Raw genomic sequence first — 25,039 nt, forward strand, 5'->3', positions numbered from 1 at the left:
ACACAAAGGCTGATTGTTAACTCCCGCAAAGAGCTGGTTGTTATTTTTTACAAGACCTACTTCTTATTCCTTGTTAAGAGCTAGCTGTCTATTTTGAGTATTTGTTCTTTAACGCAGCCTCTACTATCCGTGGGACGAGATCCGATACATCGCCTTGGAAGCTGGCAATTTCCTTAACGATGCTGGAGCTCAAATAGGAATATTTCGGATTGGTCATCATGAAAATCGTCTCGACTTCACTGTTCAGCTTATGATTCGTAGAAGCGAGCTGGAGCTCATATTCAAAATCCGTAACCGTGCGAATTCCCCGAACGATCACGTGGGCTTGCCTGTAATCCATATAATTGACGAGCAAATCCCGGTAGCTGTCGATTTCCACATTCGGCAAATGCTGCGTCGCTCCCCTTATCAATTCCTTTCGCTCCTCCACCGTGAATAGGGGGTTTTTGCTTGAATTGTTCAATACAGCCACAATAAGCCGGTCAAATTGCCGGGAGGCACGCTGAATAATATCCATATGCCCTTTTGTTACCGGATCAAAGCTGCCGGGGTACACCGCGATTCGAAGCTCATGTTGTTGCTCCATGCCGATCATGCTCCTCCCTCTTCTTCTCCATCGAGTCCGACGCTATTTCGTAGTGTTGCTCGTAGACATAAATCGTAATTCCTATCTCTCCATACTCTGTTTTACGCATCATTTTGAATGGGCCGATCTGATCCTGATATTCGAAGGAAGAGTCGTACTCCAATACAAGAACAGCTTGATTTTGCAGCAGGTTTAGCTCGTCCATCCGTTCCATCAGTTTGTTGCTATTTTTATAACGGTACGGCGGGTCTAAAAAAACAAGATCAAAAGACGCCCCTCGTTTAGCCAGCGTCTTAAGTGCTCTCTCTGCGTCATTTTTATATACCTCTGCCTGCCCAAGAAACCCTGTTGCTTTTAAATTTGCTTTTACCGTTTCAACACTTTTGTAATCCAGATCTACAAAGATCGCCTTATCCATGCCGCGGCTTAACGCTTCGATCCCGAGGCCTCCTGTGCCCGCAAATAGGTCAAGTACATTGCCGCCTTCAAAATAGGGGCCGATCATGCTGAATAAAGCTTCCTTCACCTTATCTGTAGTCGGTCTTGTGCCTGTGCCGGGAACGGATTTCAACGGTCTGCCCCGCGCGCTTCCCGAAATTACCCTCATCGTTATTCACACCTTACTTTAGATACCTGTTTGACCATGTTTACATGGTATGTCGATATCGTACCACAATCATTAGCGGATTGAAATTTACAAAAAAACTAACGTTATGCCAGCCTGCTTTTTGGAAATATGATGTTAAACGCTTTTCTTAACATTTTTCCATCCCTCAGGTATAAATCGAACGAACCGGGACAAACTTGAGATATCGACATCACAAATGTCGTAGACAACCGCGGAGAAGACTTACGTTTCCCCATAAGCTCTTCGTCCGGTTTCTCCTCTCCCATGATGGGCGTCCCGCGAGGGGCGCCCGGACAAAAGCCTTTGTAGCGTAGAATTCTACGAGGGCTTTTGTCCTTTTTTTTGCGCTGGAACCTTATCGGGGACGGCGAGATTCTTAATCACTCTACAAAAAAAAGCCCGAAATATTTTTCGGACTCTTTTCGGACACCGGTCAAGGTGCTTCTGAGTCAAATAACTGCACTCTAAAATCTCCAGAACCTGGCATAACGTGAAATCTCAAACGCTGATCCCCAGAAAAATAACTATACTCGTTCGAACCTGCTTCCGTAGGATCTCCTAAGACGCTCATGCTCTGATCCAGTACATCCTTTTTAAATTCCCCCAAAGCAATATAATGAATCGTATCGATACTATACTCGGCTACTAACTCCAAATTGTTATCTAGATACCATATACACACTTTTGAGTCGACCTCAAAACTTTCGTCCGGTTCACCCAAAACGGAAATAGCCTCGCTTATATTCATGCCACGCGTTATGCCGTAAATATAAAATAAATTATCTTTTCTAACGATCTGTAGAGGATTGTTTAACACCTTTGCTTCAATTAATTTGGTAATTTCTGCATGCGAAGCATCCGGAACAAAATTACCGTTCAACAAATCCTCTGCAGCCTTCATAGGTACAGAAAGTAGTTGTTGTTCAACGGGATCATTGCTTGCGGATATGCGTTGATCTAAGGCAGGTATGTAAGTGTACTTATAATAATCGGGGTATTTGGCGCTAGCAAGCACCAATTCCTCCTTATTCACGTCGAACTCATATACATCATCCCAGCCTAACGTTAGCGCATGGCTATTCTCTGGAAAATCCATAATATATGTAATGATAAATTCATACGTACCATTATGATCTATGTCTATGGCTTGAGGCTTTGTGATATTGCTTACGACTATATTATTGACGTTGCCTACTTTCCCGTAAGTAATGGCGAAATCACCTTGCCCATTATTGTCGTCATATGCGGCAAATGAAGTGTCAATAATCCCTTCCTTGACCACCTCAGGTTTAGGAATTAGATTTGCAACATCCGTCAATTCCTGCTGGGCTTTCATTGAGAAAGTAAAATTGGTTGCATACCCCCATCCCAGAATTCCTATCACCAGCAAACCGCCTGCAATGAATGGTAGTGAACGTTTTACTTTTTTCACTAATTTTTGTTTTCTTAACGCTGCTTCCAGTTCTCTCTTCTCTTGTGACCTTCTGTCTTCCTCGATCCGCTCTTCGTTAAAAGCGTTCAGACGGCTAATAATTGCTTCTTCATCCCTATATTCCGTTAGTACGTATTGTTTTAATCTATCGCACCTCTTACATTTGGATTGGGCATAAAAATTTAATCTTCCACAGATGCAAAGCCAGTGACCGTTGACTTCTTTAGCGTAGTTCTTTACATCTTTCCCTTCGCGACTCTGAACAAATTCCAACAAATTATTATTTTCTATTTTTGCCAATTCGATCTTTATGGATTCAGAGGCACCTTTGGACCATAATGTATCGTCATCATATAAAATTTTCACGACGTCAACTTCAATTTTTCTGGTGTTTTGGAAGCCGGATAGTAAGATCTTTTTATCCGTCGCTCGTTTCCGGCTTGGGCGCAGGCCCTCTTTATATTCGACTTTGCATTCAAATTTATTTGTCTCTCCGCCTACCGGATCACCGAACTGATCATAGCAGTGAATAATTACTTTTAAACCTTTAACTGTTTTTGGAGATAAGTTATAAAACGTCATTGAACAATAAATCTGAGAATTCGCTTTACTTTCAAACAATTTATAATCGATTAACTCAACTGGACAATCTAAATTTACTAACATATTGGATTACCCTCCAAATTAATCATTTAACAAAATAAGCTCATCATCTTCAGGTTCTTTATTGGATTTCATATTTAATTTGTGCAATTGTTCGATAATTTCCGATAAGGCGATGAAAAATACTCCGGATAGAAACCCTGAAACCCAATAAACAAACGTAACTAACCATAGCCGTTCATAATCGTCGTAACCTAATATAATACCCCCTATTATTCCAGCTGCAATAATAGAAAGGCCTGTCCATAGAAGTACAACAGCGATCTTATTGTTTTTGCTGAACAAATTTCTCACCACTCAGTTATTTTATTTTCTTAATCTTCTTAAAAGCAATCTCACCAAATGAACGACGCCCGCAATAATGGCCGCCATTGTCAGCTAATTGCTAATTTGCCTCCACATCCCGGGAATCGTGGAACGAAGCTTTTGGCTGATCCGCAACGAACCTAGCTTTAACGGCGTAAGGATCCGTATAAGGCTGAAAAGGCTGTTGATTATGTCCATCAATTCCATTCGGATCATATCTTCACTCCTTTTAAGCTCCCTTTATGGAATATTGTACCATACTCAGTCCTTTTTGCCTTCAGGTTCTCTGTTACCGGAATGGACTGGTCAGGCACATCGTTATATTTCGGGTCGTTCCGTGGATACCTCTCGTCTTCTTTGGTTAATCCCGGAGGCAGCACATCATAGCTTCTGCGCCATAGCTGCACTTGCTGCTCCCCGTACTCCTGAGCGGTCGTCAGCTTGCTCAGTCCTTGTAACGCTCCATAATGCCGTTCATTCAGCTGCCACGTTTTATAAGTAGGAATCCACAGCAAATTCATCTCGTCCTGAATAAAATACAACGTCTTGATCGCCCTTCGCAAAAAAGAAGTATAGGCGATATCGAATTCAAATTTATGCTCCTTCAGCATTTTCCCGGCCTCTTTAGCTTCATCAATCCCTTTGCTGGACAAGTCCACGTCCGTCCAGCCGGTAAATAAATTCGATTTATTCCACTCGCTTTCGCCATGGCGGACAAGCACAAGCTTATACATGCTTCAATTCTCCTTTCCTGATCCAATCCTGAACCGATATATGTCCTCGTGCTCGTCTTCATTCCGGCTTTCGCCAAAACCAAAGTTTTCTATGAATATCTTTACCCGCCCTGGGAAAGCTAACCCTGGTTTCTGATTACGATAACCTATGAGGAGGATTTATCAGCATGAATCAAAACGTAAGCCATCAAATTCGCCAAATCGAACAAACGATTCAGCAATTGGAGCAGCAAACCCGCCAAGCCTCGGCCATGTATCAACAGCTTCTCGAGCAGGAGCAGCAAAACGCGATGCAGCTTGAAGAAATCGCCCAGCGCGAACGTAAGGCTGCACAAACGATTCAGTCTGCACTGCAAGGTCATCAAACGGCAATGCATCAATACCAGCAAATTTCGCAGTTGGCAGGGCAAATCGAGAACATCGTAAGTTCAGGCGTGTCCCATTTCAGTAGTCCTTCCAGCTTTGGGCAATCCGGAATCGGCCAACGCTCCATGGGCGGACAGAGCTTCGGCCAGCCTAGCTTTGGGCAACAGCATAGTTTTGGACAGCAGAGCCAAGGGCAGCAGAGCAGCTTCGGTCAAGGAAACTACAATACGCCCCAATCCGTTTCTTCAATGGGCCACATGGGACAAATGGGACAAGGGCAAGGCTCTCAAATGCGCAGCTACCAATAACAATAAGTAAACTAAAAAAGGCGGATCAAGAAATCTTGATCTGCCTTTTTTAGTTTTCCAATTACGCCTGCTGCCTCATCAACTACAGTTGACTTCTTTCGTGGTATAATTGGAAAATAATCTTACCAACGGAGGAGAACATGAAATTTCTAATTCTCATCATTCTTTCCTGGTTGACAGGAAATGTATTCCTTTCTTTGATTATTTTTCTGGGCATCCTGTATTTTCTGGACAGGCGTTTCGTCGGCATTTTCCCCAGTATAACTAAGCCTTTTCGCAGATCGCGCCAAATTGCCCGCTTGAAGCAGCAACTGGCCGTCAACTCCTTTGATGTCTCCTCAAAACGGGAGTTGGCCCGACTCCTGCTGGATCAAAGAAAGTTCAAAGAAGCTTATACCCTTCTTCAAGAAGCCAAATCCTCATCCGAATCTTCAGCAGAATTCTGGAGCGATTTGGGCGAAGCCCTATTGGGTATGGGTCAACTAGAAGAAGGGGAGCAGCATGTTCTTCAGGCGCTTAACATCAATGAACGCGTCAAGTACGGGCAGCCCTATCTCAACCTGGCTTTCGCCTTCCGTGAGAAGAACCCGGAAAAAGCGCTGCATTATGCTAAGCAATTCGGCAAGCATTATTCCTCTTCTAGCGAAGCCTATTATCTGCTTGGCAGCCTGTACCACTCTTTGAACCGGGCGGAGGAGGCCAAGCGGTCTTGGGAAGAAGCGATCGCGATTTACCGCTCTCTGCCCAGATACAAGAAGCGCAAAGAACGGAGTTGGGCATGGAGAAGCTATTTTAAGAAATTTACCCTATAAGAAAAACATCTATCGATGGAAATACACAGAAGACAGACCGCGGTTAATTGTAGTTTTTCTTGCGATATCAGGAAGCCTTAACTCCCAGTTTATTCTTTCTGATATCTTAACAAAAACATCTATCGATGGAAATACACAGAAGACAGACCGCGGTTAATTGTAGTTTTTCTTGCGATATCAGGAAGCCTTAACTCCCAGTTTATTCTTTCTGATATCTTAACAAAAACATCTATCGATGGAAATACACAGAAGACAGACCGCGGTTAATTGTAGTTTTTCTTGCGATATCAGGAAGCCTTAACTCCCAGTTTATTCTTTCTGATATCTTAACAAAAACGTCTATCGATAGAAATTCACAGAAGACAGACCGCGGTTAATTGTAGTTTTTCTTGCGATATCAGGAAGCCTTAACTCCCAAGTTTATTCTTTCTGATATCTTAACAAAAACGTCTATCGATGTAATGAAACAGGCTAGCATTATTTTCGACCTCACTAAGGCCAATATAATTTTTTCTCTTAAAGGAAAAATAAATCGCCACCTAAACAAGGGGCTGTTCACCCGCTTACGGACAGGAGATTCACTATTATTGAAATAGGCCCTCTTTCGCTATGCTTGCGGACACTGGTTCCGTTATTCGACCAAATGGACTGCAATAAACAGGTTTTTGGGAGCAATAGCGGAACGTAGGTCCGTTAGCTCTCCAAATTCCTCGTTATTTCACAAATAGCGTCCCCTGTGTCCGATAGCTGCTAGGTTCGCATATGCCCAACCAATCGCCCTTCCTCCCAGCCATCCGCCCAAGCCACGCAGTCGGCAACCAACCAGCGACAACCAACTACCTCACACCAGCAATGGAAATTGTGTAAAAAAGTTGGACGGAAAAACGGTGCTGCACCCCAAAAGTTAGATTTTGTACTCTAATTTTATGGGGAGCTACCAACGAGATGTTTTCCGTCCAACTTTTATTTTGGGACTTATTGGACAGCCCCTTAAAAACACTTTACTTCTCGTTTAACCTTCCCCGTGCTCTTCACTCTCATAGATACAGCGAAAATACTCGGGCCCGCCTTCGAATTTAATGAACCCGGTTACTTGAAACCCGATGCTGCGAAAAAAATCAGCGCCGTCTTCGTCGGTCTCTGCTACGATCGCGGAAGGCTGCTCGAGAACCAAGGCGTCCAAAATCATCCCCCGGCCGTAGCCCATGCCGCGAGCCTCCGGATGTACAACGAGATGCAGCAGCTCGATGACCTGCCGGTCCACAGACCGGTAACCGATTAGGCCGACGAACTGTTCTTCCTCCTGAAAGGCGTACAATTTGTAGGTCTCATCGGCAATATACAGATCAATGACCGAATCATTGTCCTCCCCATCCCAAAGCGCGTAATTAAGGAGCTCCTGAATTTCTTCATCAGCTATTTTTGCCTTCACATCTACAAGCATATTATGAACTTCCTTCCTACTTTTCGATGACTTCCGTACGCCCGTCGTCGTATCCGACAATAACCATTTGGGCGATATCGACAAATAGCCCGTGTTCAACGACACCTGTCGTTGCTTTCAGCTCATCACTAAGCTTTCCTGGAGATTCGATCTTGCCAAAAGCGGCGTCGGCAATATAGTTGCCATTATCCGTAACATACAGTTCATTGCCATTCATGCGCATTTCGATAGCGACATTATACCGGCTACGCAACAGCCGCAGCGTCCACTCGTAGCAAAATGGCACGATCTCAATCGGCAGCTTGAATTGCCCCAAGTGAGCCACTCTCTTGCCGCTGTCCGCTATAACAACAAACCGGTCACTTTGCACCGCCACGAGCTTCTCCCGGAGCAAAGCCCCTCCGCCGCCCTTGATGAGGGCCATCTCCGGATCAAACTCATCCGCCCCGTCAATCGCAATATCCAGCCGATCCACATCAGCCGCAGCGACAAGCGGAATGTTATATTTCTCCGCAAGCTCTTCCGATGCTCTAGAAGTTGCAATCGCGCGAATGGAAAGCCCGTTTGCCACCATCTCTCCGATTTTCTCAATCGCATAAAAAGCGGTCGACCCTGTTCCGAGTCCAACCGTCATTCCTTCTTTAATCAATTGTGCCGCACGGTATCCCGCCGCTTGTTTTGCATTCATCCTTACCCCTCCTGGTCTTGTTGCATGATTCCCTATGTAAAATAACGCTTTTACACAATTTAGTACGCATTTATCATATCAAAATCTGCAGCAAAAAAGAACAGCAAGTCCATAATGAACTTGCTGCCCTCCCCCTTATGGATTTTCAATTGCAAATTGAATCCCCGCAAAAGAAGCGTCCTCAACTTCTTTGCCATTTACGAACACCGTAGGGGTTCCCATCACCTCATGCCGCTCGACGATCATAAGGTCTTTTTTTACGTTCTCAATATAAGTGCGGCTGTCCAAATCCTGCTCAAACTGTACGATGTCCGCTTCCGGAATGTGCGTGCGCACCAGATTCAAAATAAACTTCTTCGTCGCCCAGGTTTCGTCCTTCTTCCCTTGCAGCTCGGACATTTTATGATGATAAATCCAGAAAAAATCCTCATTTTGCTGGTACAGCGTCTCACCTGCTAATGCGGCCAGGTTGGAATCCGGTGCGAGAAAAGGATAGTCCACATAGTACAGTACCGCCTTGCCGGTATCCAGATATTCCCGCTTCAGCTCCAGAAGCACTTCTTCGTTCCATCTTTTACAAGCAGGGCATTTATAGTCGGAAAATTCAACAATCGTTACCGGCGCTCCTTTGTCCCCGATCGAGGGCTGCTCCGCCTCGTTAAAGCCTTCCGGTACATGCTCAACCGTTACGTTGCTGAAATCCGGAAATTCGGCATCCGCCTGCCTGCTCCCCTTTATACTGACAAAAAGTACGATGGCCAAGGCAAGCAGGGCTATTGCCGCCAGCGTGATCAGTCCCATTTTTTTCTGTTTCATAAAAAATCCCCCTAACAAATCGAATTATGCACTGATTGTTCGATTGTATGTAGAGGAGCTTCGTATGAATAGGACATATTTAACAGATATAGCAACTTATTTTGGATATTTTTTGAAAAATAAGCATTTTATAATTGATGAATAGGTCTCCGCGCTTTTTTTACATCTTCTTTTTCCTTGTCCTCCCCGGATTCCGGCCTAACCATCGTCAGCAATAAAACGACAGCAATCAAAGATACTCCGGAAATAACAAAAAACAGCGTCATATGCCCGGCTTTCATAAGCAGAGAAATGACTGGAGGACCAAGAGACACCCCGATGAACCGCATACTCCCGTAAATAGAAGTGATCGTGCCTCGCAGTGATTTTTCAATCCCTTCGGTAATTAAAGCGTCCGAGCTTGGGAGCACAATTCCGATGCCCGCCCCGCATACGATAAGACATGCGATGACAAAATATATATTATTGAAAAAGCCAATGCCAAATAACGCTCCGGTGGACATGACTAATCCAATGACGCCGCACCATTTCATCAAGTTCTTGTTATTCCCGATTTTTTTGCCCGTAAAGTAAGCGGCCAGGCAAAGGGCTGCCAAGGGAATAGCCAGCACCAGCCCTTTCACGACGCCATCCAGGCCATGTCTGCTCTCAAGTTGTTCAGACAAGTAAAACAGCACGCCAAACAGCAAAAACATACAAATGCAGCCAATCGCAAAAATGGCGTATAGCCAGCGGCCCTTCTCCTGAAACACCTGCTTGACGGATTCTAAAAATTCACCAAGCGGTTTAGCCTTTTGTTTGCGCTCTGGCTCTTTCACCATAAAGATGACCAAAACCAAAGAGACGAGACATAAAACGGGAATCGCCAAAAAAGGCACATACCAAATCCACGCTCCAAGCAGAGCCCCCAGTATAGGGCTAAGCACTTTGCCGAACGTGTTGGATGTCTCAATAATGCCGAGGCTATGGCTGACCTCTTCATCGTCATCAAACATGTCGCCCACAAGCGGGAGTACGATCGGAAATGCTCCGGCAGCGCCAATGCCCTGCAGTAAACGTCCCGCTACAATGATCCAGTATACAGTCATCCCTTCCGCAAACCAGCTGGCGACACCGGCTACAGCCCCTCCGGCCCCAGCTACAATCAAGCTGGGAATTATGATCTTCTTTCTGCCGAATTTGTCGGATAAATAGCCCGCAATCGGGACAAGCAAAATCGCCACCACTGCATATACCGTAATTAACATGCTCACTTGGAAAGAAGATATATGAAGCACGCGAGAAATTTGCGGCAGAATAGGAATGAGCATCGAATTCCCTAAGGTCATAATTAGCGGGATAGAGGCAAGCGCAAATAAATCGCCTTTTTTGCTGTCCATCTTTATGTCCACCTTTCAACTGTCATAATCGTTAGTGTGGTTGAAAAGTGAAATTATATTCTTCGCCTGCTAGGCTTGGACATAGGTCGATGGATCGGTCCCGATAATAAATCGGCTTGGTGCTCCAGCTGAATAAATATGCAGTAAATGCATAGCTCTCGTACATGCCGTATAAAACAATTTCCGTTCGGCCTCCCGGGTATAATTACGGTCAGAGCCATCGTAAATGAGCACCGCATCAAACTCGACGCCCTTCGCCAAATACGCTGGGATGATATGAATTCCTTTTTCAAAGGAAAGGGTCGTTTTCTTAATAAGTTTCACAGGAATATCACTGGACAGAGCAGCGTAAACCTGCTCGCTTTGCCCCGCAGTCTTGCAAATGACAGCGATCGTCTCATATCCTTCAGACTGCAGAGAGGCTAAATCCCGTCTGATCTCCTGTTGTAAAGTATCGGTATCGGAAAACACTCTGACCAGCGGCTTCTCTCCTTTACGATTAAACGGAACGATCTCCTCTCCTCCGGCAATCATTCCTTTTGTAAACTCGACAATTTCACGGGTCGAACGATAGCTCTGCTTCAATACGATTAACTCGCTCTCCTCGTTCCCATACAATTCGGTCAACGATGCCGACTGCTGCAAAACCGAGGCGTGAGCGTAGATCGCCTGATTCAAATCACCCAGCGCGGTCATGCGTGCACGGGGAAAGAGCCGCTTAAGAAAGAACAATTGAAACGGCGAGTAATCCTGGGCCTCATCGATGATGACATGGCGGATATCCGTATTGGAATGGAATCCTAACACAAGCTCTTTCAAATATAGAAACGGGGTGGCATCTTCATAAAACAATTCCCCCGCCTTTATTTTGTTTACGGTTTGCAGGCTAATCTCATGCCAGTCATCTGGCAGTTCTTCCACACCTACCCCGGCAATCACTTCTGGTCTGTTAAAAAGCTGAATGTAGAGCTCCGTTATATCGACAAACCGCAGCGCCTTTACCCATCTGCGCAGCGGCTTCAGACGATCGCTCACAACCATGCGGCCCAGAATTTCCCGCTCCTCTTCATAATCACTGAAGGAAGCTCCGCCCTTGCGCTGGTTTCGGCGCATCCGCTGGTATGCCCGCTGATAATCCTCACTGTCGAGAAGCTGGATTTGCTCCTCAACCCATGGCTCTTGCAGCTCGCTTTTGCCGAAGGCAGCGATCTCCTTCAGCAGCCATTCCTTTAACAGCTCACAGCGGTTTGCCAGCGTAATCGCGGAGTCATAATCATAAAATTGGCGGGAGATCGCATCTGCATCGACAACTACTTTTCCTTGAAAGCGTACCGGCCGGAATCTCATTCCTTTCCCTTCCAGCCAAACTTTATAGCGGTTCACCGCTTCGAGATATGCAGGGGATGATTTATAACGGATGCCGCTAATTCGATGAACATAATTTTCATCCTCTTCCGCAGACAACACGTATTCTATTTGCACAAACGGGTCTTCAAGCTGGAACTCACGCCCTAAACGATGCTCCAAATACTCCTGGAAGGTCGTCTGCTGCATATTTTCCTCACCTAACTCTGGCAGCACGGTAGCAACATAGCTGTTGAACATCGGATTCGGCGAGAACAATATCATTTGATCGGCGTTCAAGTGCTCACGGTGTTTATATAGTAAATAAGCGACCCGCTGAAGGGCGGCAGATGTTTTCCCGCTGCCCGCCGCGCCTTGGACGATCAGCATCCGGCTTCGATCATTTCGGATGATCCGGTTTTGCTCCCTCTGGATCGTGGCGACGATGCTCTTCATCTGAGCATCCGAGCTTCTGCTTAACACCTGCTGAAGCATTTCATCCCCGATGGTTACCCCCGTATCGAACATCAGCTTGATGGCGCGTCCGTGAATAACAAACTGGCGCTTAAGCGACATTGTTCCCTCGATTACTCCCGAAGGCGTCAAATAGGAGGCCGGACCCGGCACACCATCATAATACAGATTGGATATTGGGGCGCGCCAATCGTACACCAGGAAATTTTCATCGCCTTCTTCCAACAGAGAGGCAATACCCAAATAAATCGTTTCTGCAGCGCTGCCCGTTTCCGCAAAATCAATCCGCCCGAAATAGGGGGATTGTTTTAACCGTTTCATCTTGCCGAGTGCATTAGAGGCATGCAGGTGACTTCTTTCCCGGTCGGATAACACCTGAGACTGCTGCCGCAAGCTGGTCGATGTTTCCCCTACATCGTCGGCCTCACTGAAGTTGACGGTTACTTCATCCCAAAAATCCCTGCGCATGCCAACCACATCGTCCCGAACGACAGCAACTTCCCGGGACAGTGTATCGATTCGCTTCTCAATCTGATCAGCCACATAGTCGACGCGCTGCTGCTCTTCCTGCCAAGCTTTATCCGTACTATTCAATGATGATCGCCCCTCTACATTTACTTTTCCGCATTTACGCTTACTAAATTACGCTTATGGCTTGATTTTTGTGTTGACTTATAATTTAATATGTGATAAAATAAATCGAGGAATATTTTTTGTTTTCCTTATTTTTAAAGTCTGTTTTTTATTGTAACAATTTACGGATCGTATTTCAACAGCCCCTGTTCATCAAATTTGATGAAGGGGCTGTTTCTTTGTTTATTTTATGCTCCCCGCTTTATGACGCAGTTTCGTAGCGGCAATGCCGGCATGATCAGCTAGCCGGTTCAAGCGCTGCAACTGATGACCGTATTCATAAATTTCTGCTGAAACGATGGATAATCTAAGCGCGCCTTCCCGCTGCTTCGCGTGCTGATCCAGCATTCTTCGCTGGAACATCTCATTCTCTTGCTCGAACAGCTCGGCCTCCCTGCTGTTGGGCTTCAGCTTGCCGTCAAATTTAAGCATGACATGTTCGTGAAATTTTATAAGCTTTTCTAAATGCAAATCAAACTCCGCATTCATTTCCGGCTGACGAGACGCTTGGAAATAATGCTGCTCGATCGTATCCAGCACCTCATAGCCTTTACGAAATGTCCGCAATATTTGCTTATACACGACTAATTCGCGGCTGTTGCTCAATTTAGCTGTTTTTCGCTTCTTCTGGTCTTCTTCCATCATTTTATAAGTGTCGCTTATTGAATTGACCGTTTCCTCCAACTCCCGCTTCTGAGTCCGGAACACACTCTCCTTCATTTCACTGGAAATAGCCGTACGGAGCAAAATGGACAATTGATCCAACGTCTTCTTCGCCTGATTTTCATACTGGACCCTTGGCTTAGGCGGGTACACAGCAATGTTAATCACGAAAGCAGACATAATACCTATTAAAATGAGTGTAAAGCGGGTAAGGGCAAATTCCCACTGGCCCGATGCCTCCATGACCGCCACTACCGTTACTAGCGTAACTCCGATCGTCTCGCCCATTTTTAACCGGATACAGATCATGATCACGAGAATGCATACGAGGCCCACTGCAATCGGCTCATTGGAGAACATCGCCCCCCCAGCCATGGCAAGCACAGCTCCGAGCGTATTCGTCTGCAATTGGTCCAATAAATATCGCCACGAACGGTAAATGGACGGCTGCATCGCGAAGATTGCGGCGACCGCAGCAATGACCGGTGAAGATAAATTAAACCAGAAGACAATATAGAGCGCTAATGTTACTGCAAGTCCAGTTTTGAGCATCCTGGCACCGAACGTCACAACGATTCCTCCTGTCCGCTTCATACCTCACTGCTATTTTTTACCCAAATTCGTAACCCATGCCGCTTGCTGGCATTTTTAATAAAAATCATTAACCAAATTACGTTTCCTTACAATTTTTAGCCCATTTTCAGCTAATTTTAAGATAAGCTGTCTCCTTTTGGTCAAAACTATGTAGAGAAAGACCCAATTATTCTAAACGATGAGGTGAAAAATGTCTATGCGTGAACTTCGTAAACTGCTGCTAAATGGTTCACTTGTCGTTGTACTTGCGCTCTGTACTTACGCTATAGCTTCAGATGCCGCTTATGCTGACAACGAGCCGGCAGCCGCGGCGAATGTGCAGCCGCAGGAAGTAAAGGAAGAAGGCAAGCATCCGCACCACCGCCACCGCCATTTTCGCGGCGGGCACATTGTGACGGATACAGCTGAACTGTTAGGAATAGAGCCTAAGACACTTGTGGAGGAGCTGAAGCAGGGCAAATCCCTTCTGCAGGTAGTTCAAGCCCGTAAAGGCTGGAACGAGGCGGAATATGTACAGAAGCTGACGGTAATGGCAAACCGGCATATCGACAAGGCGATCGATGAAGGAAAACTTAGTAAGGAAAAGGCCGGGGAGATAAAAACGAAACTGCCTGCCAAGCTCAAAAAAGTTGTCAACCGGACCTGGAATAGTCCGGCCAAGGAAAATCCGGTTACCGAATTTCGTCACAACACGATTCAGTGGCCTATGACGGAATAAACAGTGTGTTGCCTGCAAAGTCAAAGTAAATTTAGCAAAGGATTCAATGAACTCACTGGCAGATCATTGTAAACAGAGTCAGAAAAAGGGCCGCCCCTAAGTCATTTTCATGACTTTGGGACGGCCTTTATGTTTTGGCGCAGCTATTCAAGCTCCTGCTGTGTACTGCTAATCGACACCTTTGTCTTTTTCTTTTTCTTTCGCTTAGAAGACGTATTCCCGCCGACGGGCACCTCCAAAATATCCAATAGGAAGATGAAAATCGGAACCCCGACGATCAGTCCCCATACTCCAAAAAAATGTTCGGAAACTAACAGGATCATAAACGTGTAAAAAATAGGCAGGTGCGTCTTGTTCGACATAAATTTCGGGTTGAGGAAATAAGCCTCAAAAGCATGAACTACTGCGATCATTACGAGTACATAAACGATTTTGACCAGTCCGCCAATTTTAAATGCAATTGCACAGAGCGGTATAAGCGAAATAATTACCCCCATGACCGGAATTAATCCGAGCAGGAAGATCATGATGCCGATCGCGATTAAATTCGGAAATCCAAAAATCCATAAAAAGATCGTGGACAATATCGCGTTCACGGTAGCAATCAGAAATTGAACTTCGATCACTTTTCCGAAAGAGGAAACGAATTTTTTGCCAAAATACTCAAGTTCTTTGATCAGAAAAGCGGCGCGGCTTTCTTTGAACTTCGCGGTAAAATTCGTCACTTTCTCTTTCTCCAGCAGGAAGAACAAGCTCAAAATGATGGCAATAAACAAGTTCAGGCTCCATTTGCCGATATCCGAGACGGTCTTCAGCAAGAAATTAAAGCCATTGCCTACATATTTGGATAAATCGATTTCTTTCAAGGAATCCACCAGGAAGTTCAACAGGACGTTATCCGGTAAATTAGTCGGGGGATTGTCATAGAACGAAATGACCTGATTGACCAAATCATTGAATTCTTCCAAAAATACAGGTAAATAATAATACACCGTAGTTACAAGCAAGCTTATTATTATGGCGTATATGAACAAAATGGTAATACTTCGATTAATCTTAATGACTTTGTCTACATTACGGGTAATAAAGTTGTGCAGACGATTAATGAGATAAGTCAGTATAAATGTGATCAGAATTAAGTTCAGCATACTTCGCGAGAAATAGAGAACCAGTACTACAAATAACAACGCCAGGAATCTGCGGAAGCCCGCGATTTGAAATAGTTCTTTAAAAAAAGTCATTATAAGCGACCTGCTCCTTTAATTTTAGACTATCTAACGATGTCATTGACAACCTGCAGCCGGGTTAACAGGCGTTGCATACGAAATCAACAACTCTCTGTGTCAATCTTAATTCAGCGGACAAGCGAAAAGCAAGTAAGTGAGAATTGTTTTTTTCAAAGATATGCAAACAGCCCTGCCCACCTAAGTGAACAGGGCTGCCTTTCAATTAAAGTTGAAACAAAACAGGTTGTACGCAGACTGGTTTCGATATCTGTACTGTTTTCCCCGTAAATGCAAGTTTGCCTGTATGCGCATCAACGCGGAACACGGCTAAATTATCGGAGTCACGGTTAGCTGCAACTAAGTAATCGCCGGAAGGCGTCAGCGCAAAATGACGCGGATGACCGCCCTCGCTCGATATGTGCTGAATTAAGGAAAGCTTGCCGTTCGCCTGATCGATCGCGAATACGGCGAGGCTGTCATGCCCCCGGTTGGAACCGTACAAATATTTGCCGTCTTTCGAAATGGCAACCTCCGCCGTCGTGTTCTCTCCCGAAAAGCTGCCGGGCAAGGTGGAAATTGAATCTATAATATTAAGCGCGCCTGCTTCCGCATCGAATGCAAAAGATGTCAGCGAGGAATTTACTTCATTGATCGAATAGAGCCATTTTCCGTTCGGATGAAAAGCCAGATGCCTCGGCCCTGAAGCCGGCTCCGTCTTCACCTCGCCATGATAAGTCAGCTTGCCGCCTTCTTGGTCAAGACGATAAATAACTACTTTATCCAATCCTAAGTCCGCAATGAAAACATAGCGGCCATCCGGGCTGAATAAAGCCGAGTGTGGATGCGGGCGATCTTGCCGGACAGGATCGGCTCCTTGGCCTTCATGCTGCTGCTCATCCACTTTCTCCCCGATCAGTCCGTCGTCGCGGAGCGCTATTAACCCTACGTTTCCACCATGGTATCCAGATACCGCAATAAAGCGGCTATTAGCATCTCTTTGAATATGAGAAGTCGATGGCTGCAAAGTGAATTCCCTGTTCAATTCAGATAGGCTGCCAGCGGCCGGGTCAATCGCAAAGCAAACCGCCTCGCCAATTCTGTCTCCGCTTGCCGTCTTCGTTTCTGAAATGGCATACAGCTTGCGCTTGTCCGCATCGACGTTTAGAAAGGTCGGGTTCTTAAGACCTGATGCTTCGCTTAATATCGTTAAATCACCCGTAGATGGATCCATTTCTACTACATATAGTCCGGAGTCTGCTGCTTCGGCATAAGAGCCTATGTATAGCAGTAATCGTTGCTGTTCTGACACTCCACTCATTCCTCTCTATAATGTCTTGTCTCCTCTTATTCTTCCGTAATTTGCAACAAATGTCCAGCCCATCATTCCTGACAATAATTAAAATTTTAGTCTAAACCCTACCCAAAGCGTCAAAAATATGGTATACTGCAAGCGCTTCCACAACATCATCTAAAGGGGGATTTTGGAATGATGCATGTCGGACTCGAGGAGAAGAACGTCTACGAGGACCTCAATCCGCACGACGCTTATTTCTTCAAAGTAGGAGGACACGGTTTAGTTTGTTTTCACGGCAGAAACTACAGTATAAAAAAGAGACTATCTGCTGACCAGACCTCTAAACTCATCTCGGACTCCTCATTTTACCGCGTAAGCACAAATTGTTACGTCAACCTGCTGAAAGTTTCGTCGATCCAGGACAACGTGCTGCTGTTCAGAGATCAAATCCACGGGATCAAGAAGATCCACGTACCGAGAAGAAATTTGGAACAGATCAAACGGCTTCTGCCCGCAAGGGAATCTAGCGTTGCTGAAGTCGGCTAAGTTGTTGCAAGTGCAATCCATGTGATGCAAAAAGCAGCCCGATGGTCACCGTGAGGTGAAATCCGGCTGCTTTTTGTTATTTTTCCGTTTCACTTGTGACAGCAAATCGTTATTTCAACAATTATTTCAAATAAAGCCGTGCCCGCTCTTCCCATATTTCGCCCGGCGCCAAACTGAACAGGCCGATTTCGTCCGCAGGCAAGTCAACGTGCGGCGCATTCACCAAATTGATTTGCGGCTCGGAGCAGAAAAATCCTTCGCCGCCCCCGTTGTTCCAAATCATCCACTGTTTATAAGAAGTACCCACATCGTAAACGAGCGTAATGCCTAGCTTGGAGTCGGTCAACTCCATCCGATTTCTTCCGTTTTGCGGGACGGCTGTATAGTGATGATCGAGTGAAGCAAAAAACGGGTATACACCTTCGTTCTTCATTGCCTCCTCATTCGCATTCAGCGGCAGGTATCCCCCTGTCGGCAGCATACGCTCATTCAGCTCCCAGCGCTGCCCAATCGTGCACTTCATACGGTAGTCACTCGCCTGGCTGCCAGCTGCGAATGGAGCGTTAAGCGCAGTATGGAATGCGAGCAAGCAGGGCATTTCACCCTCCCCGTCGTTCCGGATGAACACGTTTTGGGTTAAGCCCTGATCACCCAAAGCGTATCTGAGCCTTACCGTAAATTTAAATGGCAGGTAACGGTATACTTCATGATGCTCATCCACGCTTACCTTAACGTTGACATAGCTTTCCAGCTCCGTTTGACCGAAGTCCTCAACCTGCCAAGGTATCGTATGTAAGAAGCCGTGCAAATGGTTGCCTGTGGCCTCCTCATTGACCGGAAACTGGTATGTCGTCCCCTTCCAAGGAAATTTCCCGTCTTCATACCGGTTCGGAGGAAACAAGACAGGAATGCCATACACGCCCGGGTTGCTCCGGAAGGCATCCATTTCGCCCTCTCCCGGTTCTCTCAAAAAGCGGTAACCGCTTTCGGTATCCCGGAAAGCAAGCATATTGCCGCCGACGTTCGGTACGAGGGCTGCCTCATATTTCCCCGCTTTCAGCCAAATTGCCTTTTCACCTTGGTAAACGCCTTCATAAGCTTTATTCTGCGTCATTCGTCTGATCTCCCTTCGTTTACGTAAGTAAATATAGTATCTATCAAATGTGAACCCATATCAAGCGTCCCGTAAAATACGCCGGCCAAGCACAAGCGCCAGGACGATCATGGCCAAACCGACCACAAGCTGCATGCCAAAAACCTGAACCCATTTCGGCCAGCCGGCAATCCATTCATACACTTTGCCTCCAAGGAGAGGCCCAAAGAAGGCGGCCACCCCTGTAATAGCCGAATACATGGCCATGTACATCGGCCTTTCACTTTTGGGAGTGTCCCCAATCATAAAATTGAACGCCAGCTGGTTAAATCCCCCAACGCCAATCCCGAACAGCATATGAGCCGCTAACAAAACCGGCAGAAGTGAGGATACCGATAGCAGGCCCCATGTTAAAATCGAGGCGGCAATGATCGGCAGTGTCCAGAACAGCAGGCGGCGGTTGCTATACCTCGCATTCAGATTACCCCAAATGTAGAAGCTGGACATCATTGTTAATGTCTGGGCGACATTGAGCAGTGAGATGGTCTGATAATTGATTTTTAGCAGTTCCAGCATTACATATGAATATAATGGCACAACCAGATTTTGCAGGAACAAAAAGCTGGCCAGAAACAGTGTCGCTTTAATAAACGAGCTGTCCCGAAGCGGCTTGCGCAGCATCGGAATGAATTTCCTCTCCGCTGACCGCTCGAAGGCGACATCCGGGTAGAACATAAAAATAACTATGTTGGCAATGACACAAACCCACACGATGATATACAAATACAAAAAGCCCTGGCTTTCTGGAAAACGATCCAAAATCATTCCGCCGGTAAACATCGTCAACGTTCCGAGCGCATTGAGAAACGTATTTCGGATACCGAAATACCGGCCTCTAACCCGAGCGGGAACAATGTCGCTGATCAGCGAGTTCCACAGCATCGCCCCGATCGTATTGAACAGAAATGCCGTAACATAAAACGCGATAAATGCGGCCACCCAGTACTGCTGAGGGAATAGAAAAGGCACAAGCCCGGTGAACGCCCATAAAATCCGGTGGAGCGCAATAAACAATACGAGCGCCCATTTCCGGCTCGTCAGCCGTTGAATGAGAAATGCAACCGCAATTTGGGCAACATTCACAAAGGTCGTAATCGCCAGCACAAATCCGATTTGTCCCGACGTTGCTCCGAGATACAGCAGATAGCCCGTTAAAAACTGCCCGCCCAGCAGCGTTTGAAAGACGACTGCCGGTACGCCCTCCCAGGTCGCAATGGCCAGGTTTCTGCGCTGCAGTGACGTTTTGCGCCGCGTATAAAACTTCAATTTAAAGATGTCCCTCATGATGACACTCCTTCTATTCCCTAATCCTCGCCCGCGGACCTCTTCATTCTGAATACGTCAAATCGTATTTCGCGCCTGGTCAAGTATCCGGCAAATCACTCCTTCATAGGTTAATAGAGCTGGATTTCCATTCGCTCCAAATTAACAGTATAATAAATACATGGGTTTCTTTCCATACACTTTATATACATAATGAGAAGAAACAGAGGAGATTTTGGCATGGACGATTTAAAGAAATCATACGAACGGCTCGGACTTCCCGAGAACGCTTCCAGAGAAGATGTAGAGAAAGCATTTGATATGGTGCTGCGCAAGTCCCGATCCCGGAAATCTGCTGACGAGGGCAACGACGAATATGAGCTCTCTCTGCAAGCTTACAAGCGAATTACGCAACACGAGGATCAGCGTCAAATTGAACAAGCGAGCAAGGAAAGATTCGGCAAGTGGGGGAAATTTGCCGGAACAGCGGAGAAGGTCGACGACTTCTTCCGCATCTATAAAACACGGGTAATCATCGGAATCATCGCAGTGCTTGTACTTATATTCGGAATTAATGCCTTCGTCGATTATCGTGCAGAACAGAAGCGAATTGCTGCGCTTCCTCCGCTCGACCTGTCCATATTGCTGATCGGCAACTTCATGACTGATGAATCGGAAGGCGATGGAATGAATGCGCTGGAGCAAGCGTTGCTGGAGCAGTTCCCTGAATGGAATAGAGTCGATATTAATTTGACATATATCCCCGAGCAAGGTGAGATGGTGTACCGGCAAAAGGCGATGGCTGTCATTGCTACTGAAAAGCCGGACATGTATATCCTCGACGGGCCGACTTTTGACTGGATTTCCCTCGGGGGCGGCTTTCCGAGCCTGCAGGAAGAAAGCGAAGGTGTGTTGAAACCTTATCTCCCTGAAAGCGCGAAGGTTTTGGCTCAGTCGGAGGAGGACCCCAGGGAACTAGTTTACGGAATTAATCTGTCGGACAGTACGCTGGCGGACAAGCTCCCCCTTGGCAAGAAGGAGATGATTGCTACTGTAGGATGGAATGAGGAACGACGCGAGAACGCCATCCTGTTCATTCGGCGTTACTTGGAAGGAATACAGCAGCAGTGATATCCAGGCACGAAGCGATGCAGCAAGTGATAATGCAGCCGCTTTGTGCTTTTTTAATTTTCGTTTCTTAAGCTTCTTCACTTACATTTAGGATTGATTAATACATGCGCTTCAACTATGATAGAGTCATAAACGCGCGTTTACAGAAAGAGTGGTTACTATGCGCAGCGAAGATATCGCTAAACTGGCTGGGGTGTCACGCAGCACCGTATCCCGAGTCATCAACAACTATCCAAACGTCCCGGAGGCGACCCGGGCCAAGGTGCTTAAGGTCATTGAACAGCATCATTATGAGCCGAACAGCTTTGCCCGAGCGCTCGCCGGCAAACGAACGGACACGATCGGACTGTTTGCCATCAGTATGAATGAGAAGGAGAATGCGAGCCGGATTTATCAAAACAGCTACTTCGCTCCCATCGTCGATCTCGTCGTCGATACGGCAAACGCCAGAGGGTTCTACGTGCTCATTCATACCGTCTATTCCCGCAATGATTTCCAGAAGGTGAAGCAAGCGTTCCAGCAAAAACGGATCGATGGCGGAATTCTCGTCGGCACCCAGAAGGACATCGAGCTCGTACGCGAAATGGTCGGGCAAGGCGCTCCGCTCGTCCTGATCGACTACGACATCGCGGAAATTACGGCCGAGCGCCTCGACAACAATCATTTGGCGATCATTAATTCAAATGATTACGAAGGCACGGTCGAAGCGATGGAGTATCTTATCGGGCTTGGCCACCGGTACATCGGAATTATCCAAGGGCGAATGAACACCTATTCCGGCCGGGAGCGCTATATGGCCTATGAGGATACGCTCCGGAAGCATAATTTGCCGATTATCGAGAGCAGCGTCCTGCAAGGGGATTTCTTGAAGGAGCAAGCTTATGAATCTGTGCTCGGCCTGCTTGATTCCGGGGAGGAGCTGCCTACCGCCCTATTTTGCTCCAACGATGACATGGCGATTTCTGCCATGGAAGCCTTTGCTGAACGAGGCATCTCGATTCCCGAGGACCTGTCCATCATCGGCTTCGACGACGTGCAGCTCGCAGCCCGGGTGAATCCGAAGCTCACCTCGGTTAGACTGCCTATGGAAGAGATGTCCAAGGCGGCCGTAGATACGATTATCCGGCTGTGCAACGGGGAGCAGAGGGGCTTCAGCACGTTCAGCTTGCCTACCCGGCTGGTGATCAGAGATTCCTGTAAACCGTTATTGCCGAAATAGCTGACATCAATGCCTCAGCTCATCCCTCCTGATGGGAGGGATGTCCTTCGCACCAAAATAAACGCGCGTTCACAAATGAAAGGAGCCATTATCCATGAAATTCGGAAAATTTGACGATCAACGCAAGGAATATGTCATCAACACCCCCAAGACCCCTTATCCCTGGATCAACTACCTGGGCAACGAGGAGTTTTTCGGCCTGATCTCCAACACGGCCGGAGGGTATACGTTCTACCGCGACGCCCGTCTACGGCGGATTACCCGTTACCGCTACAACAACATTCCGCTGGATACAGGGGGACGCTATTACTATCTGTACGATAACGGAGATTTCTGGACACCGGGCTGGATGCCGGTTAAACGGGAGCTCGATTTTTATGAATGCCGGCATGGCCTCGGCTATACTTCGATTACCGGGGAGCGAAACGGCATCTCCGTTACACAGCTCGCCTTCGTACCGCTAGGTTATACAGGCGAGGTGCATCGTCTAACCGTTAAAAATACAGGCAAGGATTCCAAAACGGTCTCCCTTTTCTCTTTTGCCGAGTTCTGTCTATGGAATGCACAGGACGATATGACGAACTTCCAACGGAATTTAAGCACGGGAGAAGTGGAAGTAAAAGATTCGGTCATTTATCATAAAACCGAATACCGCGAGCGCAGAAATCATTATGCCTTCTATTCCGTCAATCGCCGCATCGACGGCTTCGATACGGATCGCGAGTCTTTTGTCGGCCTGTACAACGGCCTTCACGAGCCGCAGGCCGTCGTGGACGGCAAAGCGACGAACTCTGTGGCCAGCGGCTGGTCTCCGATCGGCTCCCACGAAGTAAAGCTTACGTTGGCTCCGGGCGAGGAGCAAAGCCTTATCTTCATTCTGGGCTACGTCGAGAACGAAGAGGAAGAGAAATGGGAAGCACCAGGCATTATCAACAAGAAGCGTGCGCTGGCGATGATCGAGCAGTTCGCAACCGACGAAGACGTCGATCGGGCGATGCAGGAGCTTGCTTCCTATTGGGACGGCTTGTTGTCCAAGTACCAAATCCAAAGCGACGACGACAAGCTGAACCGGATGGTCAACATCTGGAATCCGTATCAGTGCATGGTTACGTTCAACATGTCCCGCTCTGCCTCCTATTTCGAATCCGGTATCGGACGCGGCATGGGCTTCCGGGATTCAAACCAGGATTTGCTCGGCTTCGTTCATCAAATTCCGGAAAGAGCCCGCGAGCGGATTCTCGATATCGCAGCTACCCAATTCGAGGACGGCAGTGCTTATCACCAGTACCAGCCGCTCACGAAAAAAGGCAACAACGAAGTCGGCAGCGGCTTCAACGACGATCCGCTGTGGCTGATCCTTGGCACGGCCGCTTACATTAAAGAAACCGGGGACATGAGCATCCTGGATGAGCAGGTTCCGTTCGACAGCAATCCGGACAATACGGCAACCTTGTTCGAGCATTTGAAACGCTCCTACTACCATGTCATCAACAACCTTGGTCCTCACGGCCTGCCGTTGATCGGCCGCGCTGACTGGAACGACTGCCTCAACCTGAACTGCTTCTCCAAGGAGCCGGGCGAATCGTTCCAGACGACAGCCAACATTGAAGGACGCGTGGCGGAATCCGTCTTTATCGCTGGCCTGTTTGTCTTCGTTGCTCCGGATTTCGTGAAGCTGTGCCGTCTCCGCGGCTTGGAAGAGGAAGCTGGCGAAGCTGCCGCTCACATGGAAGCGATGCGCAAAACAACGCTGGAGCATGGCTTTGACGGCGACTGGTTCCTGCGGGCCTACGACCATTACGGCGAGAAAATCGGCAGCAAGGAAAATGAGGAAGGCCAAATCTTCATCGAGCCGCAAGGCATTTGCGTCATGGCCGGCATCGGCGTTGAGGAAGGTCAGGCCCAGAAGGCGCTGACTTCCGTAGAGGAACGCCTGGATACGAAATACGGCATCGTTCTGCAGCAGCCGCCGTATTCGAAGTACTACTTGAACCTTGGCGAGATTTCATCTTATCCGCCGGGCTACAAAGAAAATGCCGGTATTTTCTGCCACAACAACCCTTGGATCATGATTGCAGAAACGGTGCTCGGCAATGGGGATCGCGCCTTCGAAGTCTACTCCAAGATCGCTCCGGCGTATTTGGAGGAGATCAGCGACATTCACCGCACTGAACCTTACGTCTACTCGCAAATGATAGCGGGCAAGGACGCGGTCCGTCACGGTGAAGCGAAGAACTCATGGCTGACGGGAACGGCAGCTTGGAACTATGTAGCTATTACGCAGGCTATCCTGGGCATTCAGCCGGACTTTGACGGACTGAAGCTGGATCCATGCATTCCTTCCTCCTGGAATGGACTGCAGGTGACGCGCGTTTTCCGTGGAGATACGTTTGAAATCTCCATTAAAAACCCAAGCCACGTCTCCAAAGGCGTGAAAAGCATCACGGTTGACGGCACAGCAATTGATGGCAATGTCATTGCTCCAATCGGCGATGGCCGCACCCACCAGGTCGAGGTTGTGCTTGGCTAAGCTTCAGCTTTGATCAATTTATATACGTTAAAAGTAAACAGCCCTCCGTCTGGTAAAGGACGAAGGGCTGTTGCTTGTTATCACGCTTG

At 47.1% G+C, this 25,039-nt stretch carries 21 protein-coding genes and 1 pseudogene; 7 read left to right on the forward strand and 15 right to left on the reverse strand.

Going from position 1 to position 25,039, the window contains the following annotated elements; genetic code table 11:
- Nucleotides 1-88 precede the first annotated feature (88 nt).
- From coaD to G358_RS30250, 5 genes and pseudogenes are all read right to left on the reverse strand, one after another.
- Complete coding sequence (coaD, locus tag G358_RS0115405; protein WP_019638134.1) at nucleotides 89-595, reverse strand: pantetheine-phosphate adenylyltransferase; 507 nt, start codon at nucleotides 593-595, stop codon at nucleotides 89-91.
- Nucleotides 570-1,193 carry a 16S rRNA (guanine(966)-N(2))-methyltransferase RsmD gene (gene rsmD, locus G358_RS0115410; RefSeq protein WP_019638135.1) on the reverse strand — a complete coding sequence of 208 codons (624 nt, stop codon included), beginning with the start codon at nucleotides 1,191-1,193 and terminating at the stop codon, nucleotides 570-572. Before rsmD ends, coaD begins: the two co-directional genes overlap by 26 nt.
- Nucleotides 1,194-1,647: 454 nt before the next feature.
- Entirely contained in the window at nucleotides 1,648-3,312 is a 1,665-nt protein-coding gene (locus G358_RS0115415) for a hypothetical protein (protein WP_019638136.1), read from the reverse strand.
- An 18-nt stretch (nucleotides 3,313-3,330) separates the two neighbouring features.
- Nucleotides 3,331-3,594 carry a hypothetical protein gene (locus G358_RS0115420; protein WP_019638137.1) on the reverse strand — a complete coding sequence of 88 codons (264 nt, stop codon included), beginning with the start codon at nucleotides 3,592-3,594 and terminating at the stop codon, nucleotides 3,331-3,333.
- Nucleotides 3,595-3,890: 296 nt separating this feature from the next.
- Nucleotides 3,891-4,349: pseudogene (locus G358_RS30250) on the reverse strand (2,3-bisphosphoglycerate-dependent phosphoglycerate mutase); the annotation flags it as partial.
- 167 nt (nucleotides 4,350-4,516) lie between these two features.
- Here G358_RS30250 and G358_RS34005 point away from each other — a divergent pair.
- The gene (locus tag G358_RS34005; RefSeq protein WP_019638140.1) at nucleotides 4,517-5,023 is read left to right on the forward strand and encodes a hypothetical protein; all 507 of its coding nucleotides are present in this window, start codon (nucleotides 4,517-4,519) and stop codon (nucleotides 5,021-5,023) included.
- Between the two features lie 140 nt (nucleotides 5,024-5,163).
- Entirely contained in the window at nucleotides 5,164-5,835 is a 672-nt protein-coding gene (locus G358_RS0115440) for a tetratricopeptide repeat protein (protein WP_019638141.1), read from the forward strand.
- Between the two features lie 1,012 nt (nucleotides 5,836-6,847).
- On the opposite strand, the gene G358_RS0115445 is transcribed toward G358_RS0115440, so the two are convergent.
- The 6 genes from G358_RS0115445 to G358_RS0115470 all read right to left on the reverse strand — a co-directional run bounded on the left by G358_RS0115445 (nucleotide 6,848) and on the right by G358_RS0115470 (nucleotide 13,846).
- Nucleotides 6,848-7,279, reverse strand: coding sequence for a GNAT family N-acetyltransferase (locus G358_RS0115445; RefSeq protein WP_019638142.1), 432 nt, complete (start codon nucleotides 7,277-7,279; stop codon nucleotides 6,848-6,850).
- A 16-nt stretch (nucleotides 7,280-7,295) separates the two neighbouring features.
- Entirely contained in the window at nucleotides 7,296-7,967 is a 672-nt protein-coding gene (rpiA, locus tag G358_RS0115450; RefSeq protein ID WP_019638143.1) for a ribose-5-phosphate isomerase RpiA, read from the reverse strand.
- A 135-nt stretch (nucleotides 7,968-8,102) separates the two neighbouring features.
- Nucleotides 8,103-8,783 (reverse strand): thioredoxin domain-containing protein, encoded by a 681-nt coding sequence (locus G358_RS30260; RefSeq protein ID WP_019638144.1) that lies wholly within the window; start codon nucleotides 8,781-8,783, stop codon nucleotides 8,103-8,105.
- Between the two features lie 128 nt (nucleotides 8,784-8,911).
- Nucleotides 8,912-10,162 (reverse strand): bacillibactin exporter BcbE, encoded by a 1,251-nt coding sequence (locus G358_RS0115460; RefSeq protein ID WP_019638145.1) that lies wholly within the window; start codon nucleotides 10,160-10,162, stop codon nucleotides 8,912-8,914.
- Between the two features lie 69 nt (nucleotides 10,163-10,231).
- Nucleotides 10,232-12,574 carry an RNA polymerase recycling motor HelD gene (gene helD / locus G358_RS0115465; RefSeq protein ID WP_019638146.1) on the reverse strand — a complete coding sequence of 781 codons (2,343 nt, stop codon included), beginning with the start codon at nucleotides 12,572-12,574 and terminating at the stop codon, nucleotides 10,232-10,234.
- Between the two features lie 222 nt (nucleotides 12,575-12,796).
- Nucleotides 12,797-13,846, reverse strand: a complete 1,050-nt coding sequence (locus G358_RS0115470; RefSeq protein WP_019638147.1) for an FUSC family protein — start codon at nucleotides 13,844-13,846, stop codon at nucleotides 12,797-12,799.
- Between the two features lie 220 nt (nucleotides 13,847-14,066).
- Here G358_RS0115470 and G358_RS30265 point away from each other — a divergent pair, with 220 nt between their 5' ends.
- Nucleotides 14,067-14,588, forward strand: a complete 522-nt coding sequence (locus G358_RS30265) for a hypothetical protein (RefSeq protein ID WP_033404100.1) — start codon at nucleotides 14,067-14,069, stop codon at nucleotides 14,586-14,588.
- Nucleotides 14,589-14,731: 143 nt separating this feature from the next.
- Here the strand turns inward: G358_RS30265 and G358_RS0115480 are convergent, their stop codons facing one another.
- Together G358_RS0115480 and G358_RS0115485 are read right to left on the reverse strand one after the other, a co-directional pair.
- Entirely contained in the window at nucleotides 14,732-15,829 is a 1,098-nt protein-coding gene (locus G358_RS0115480; RefSeq protein ID WP_019638148.1) for an AI-2E family transporter, read from the reverse strand.
- A gap of 208 nt (nucleotides 15,830-16,037) precedes the next feature.
- Nucleotides 16,038-17,132, reverse strand: coding sequence for a lactonase family protein (locus tag G358_RS0115485; protein WP_019638149.1), 1,095 nt, complete (start codon nucleotides 17,130-17,132; stop codon nucleotides 16,038-16,040).
- 168 nt (nucleotides 17,133-17,300) lie between these two features.
- Between G358_RS0115485 and G358_RS0115490 the strand changes: the two genes are divergently transcribed.
- Entirely contained in the window at nucleotides 17,301-17,654 is a 354-nt protein-coding gene (locus tag G358_RS0115490; RefSeq protein ID WP_019638150.1) for a LytTR family transcriptional regulator DNA-binding domain-containing protein, read from the forward strand.
- Between the two features lie 121 nt (nucleotides 17,655-17,775).
- Here G358_RS0115490 and G358_RS0115495 read toward each other — a convergent pair whose 3' ends face one another.
- Together G358_RS0115495 and G358_RS0115500 are read right to left on the reverse strand one after the other, a co-directional pair.
- A complete protein-coding gene (locus G358_RS0115495; RefSeq protein ID WP_019638151.1) occupies nucleotides 17,776-18,768 on the reverse strand; it encodes an aldose 1-epimerase in 993 nt (330 codons plus the stop codon).
- A 60-nt stretch (nucleotides 18,769-18,828) separates the two neighbouring features.
- Nucleotides 18,829-20,091, reverse strand: coding sequence for an MFS transporter (locus G358_RS0115500; protein WP_019638152.1), 1,263 nt, complete (start codon nucleotides 20,089-20,091; stop codon nucleotides 18,829-18,831).
- Nucleotides 20,092-20,310: 219 nt separating this feature from the next.
- Here G358_RS0115500 and G358_RS0115505 point away from each other — a divergent pair, with 219 nt between their 5' ends.
- The 3 genes from G358_RS0115505 to G358_RS0115515 all read left to right on the forward strand — a co-directional run bounded on the left by G358_RS0115505 (nucleotide 20,311) and on the right by G358_RS0115515 (nucleotide 24,950).
- Nucleotides 20,311-21,201 carry a YfgM family protein gene (locus G358_RS0115505; RefSeq protein ID WP_019638153.1) on the forward strand — a complete coding sequence of 297 codons (891 nt, stop codon included), beginning with the start codon at nucleotides 20,311-20,313 and terminating at the stop codon, nucleotides 21,199-21,201.
- 160 nt (nucleotides 21,202-21,361) lie between these two features.
- Nucleotides 21,362-22,420, forward strand: a complete 1,059-nt coding sequence (locus G358_RS0115510) for a LacI family DNA-binding transcriptional regulator (RefSeq protein ID WP_019638154.1) — start codon at nucleotides 21,362-21,364, stop codon at nucleotides 22,418-22,420.
- A 94-nt stretch (nucleotides 22,421-22,514) separates the two neighbouring features.
- Entirely contained in the window at nucleotides 22,515-24,950 is a 2,436-nt protein-coding gene (locus G358_RS0115515; RefSeq protein ID WP_019638155.1) for a glycoside hydrolase family 94 protein, read from the forward strand.
- Nucleotides 24,951-25,039: the final 89 nt, after the last annotated feature.

This window comes from Paenibacillus fonticola DSM 21315, assembly GCF_000381905.1.
GTDB classification, from domain to species: Bacteria; Bacillota; Bacilli; order Paenibacillales; family Paenibacillaceae; genus Fontibacillus; species Fontibacillus fonticola.